The sequence below is a fragment of the Streptomyces oryzae genome (genome assembly GCF_017676365.1).
Lineage (GTDB): Bacteria > Actinomycetota > Actinomycetes > Streptomycetales > Streptomycetaceae > Streptomyces > Streptomyces oryzae.
The window spans coordinates 1-1436 of sequence record NZ_JADKMA010000404.1; the positions used below are offsets into that span (position 1 = coordinate 1).

Below are 1436 nucleotides of genomic sequence, written 5' to 3' on the forward strand. Positions count from 1 at the left end.
GCCGGGGGGGGGCCCGGACCGTGGGGGCGGTTTTCGCTGCGCGGGGCGCAGTCGCTGCGGGGTGCCCCCTCTCGGCGCCTGTCCCAATGGCGAGCCCCTCTTTCCCGTCGCTGCCCCTCTTTCCCGCCGCGACGGCGAGGCGTGAAACGCACGTGACCGGCGGTGCCGAACCCACCGATTGCGGCGAGTTCGGCACCGCCGGTCACCTCTGTCTGTGGCTGGGCGCCGCTGCGGCGGAAAGGGGGCGGACCGCAGGTGAGGGGTCCCGCTTCCGGGTGCGGGCGCCCGAGGCCAGGGGGGACAATAAAAGGGTGGTGCCCCTTCGTGGCGGGGTCGGCCGTCGGTCGGCTAGGCCCGGCCGACGAGCTCGTACCCCGCCTCGTCCACGGCATCGCGCACGGCGGCTTCGTCCAGCTCGCCGGAGGAGGTGACGGTGACCTCTCCGGAGGCGGCCACGGCCTTCACTGCCGAGACGCCCTCGATCCGGGAGATCTCCTCGGAGACCGCGCCCTCGCAGTGGCCGCAGGTCATTCCGGAAACCTTGTAGGTGGTCGTGACAGTGCTCATGGCCCACTCCTCAACTCTTGCTGGGAACCGCACGAATGGGACCGGGCGGCGGGCGTCCGGGTGGCGTGCGCGAGGTCAACAGTATACCCCTAGAGGGTATCCGCCAAGCTCGGCTCGAGCTCCGCTTTCTTGCCGTATGCGTTGCCCGAAACCCCCTCAGGGGTTTGCTCGGCCCCGCCCTGAGATGTCCCCGCAATGGTCGGACGGCGGTGGTGCCCAGGGGACTTCCGCCTGTCAGCTGAGGCATACAGGCGGCGTCCGCAGGGGGCGCACCGGTCGAAGGCAGGTGGTCGGCGTGGAGAGCGCGCTGTGGCTGACGCTCGGACTCGTAGGGCTCACCACCCTGCCTCCGCTGGTGCCCAATTCGGCGCTGATCGCGGCGGCGGGGGTGCTGGCGGCCGAGGGGCGTCTCTCCCTCCCGCTGCTCCTGCTGACGGTGGCGGGCAGCGCGCTGGCCGGGGACGCGCTGGTCTACTGGCTGGGACGGCGAACGGGCGCGCGGACCCGCGGCTGGCTGTCGGTCGGCCCGCGGCGCAAGGTGGCGCTGGACTGGACGGCGGAGCATGTCAGGCGGTACGGGGTGCCCTTTGTGATCGCCGTACGTTTCCTGCCCAGTGGCCGCATCGTCGGCGGGCTCGCCACCGGGACGGTGGGCTATCCGGCCCGGCGTTTCCTGCTGGGCTCGGGTCTGGCCGAACTGCTGTGGGCCACCTACTCGGTCGGGGTCGGCTACTGGGGCGGGCGAGCGCTGGCCGGAACGCTGTCCGGCGCACTGATCGGAGTGGGCGCCTCCGCCGTACTGGCGGGCGCTGCCTGCGCGGCACGGTGGCTGCTCCGGCACCGGGGACTGTGGCGCCGGGTGCTGGGGC

General features: G+C 72.6%; 2 protein-coding genes. One reads left to right on the forward strand and one right to left on the reverse strand.

From position 1 onward, the window contains the following. Window positions 1-348 precede the first annotated feature (348 nt). A complete protein-coding gene (locus ITI46_RS34430; RefSeq protein ID WP_209243979.1) occupies window positions 349-567 on the reverse strand; it encodes a heavy-metal-associated domain-containing protein in 219 nt (72 codons plus the stop codon). Between the two features lie 295 nt (window positions 568-862). On the opposite strand from ITI46_RS34430, the gene ITI46_RS34435 reads away from it, so the two are divergent. After that, window positions 863-1436: DedA family protein (locus ITI46_RS34435; protein WP_307808438.1), on the forward strand; the 574-nt coding region annotated here is incomplete at its 3' end.

Excerpts from the sequence above, each read along its gene's own strand:
- ITI46_RS34430 (WP_209243979.1), bottom strand. The coding sequence starts at position 567 with ATGAGCACTGTCACGACCACCTACAAGGTTTCCGGAATGACCTGCGGC.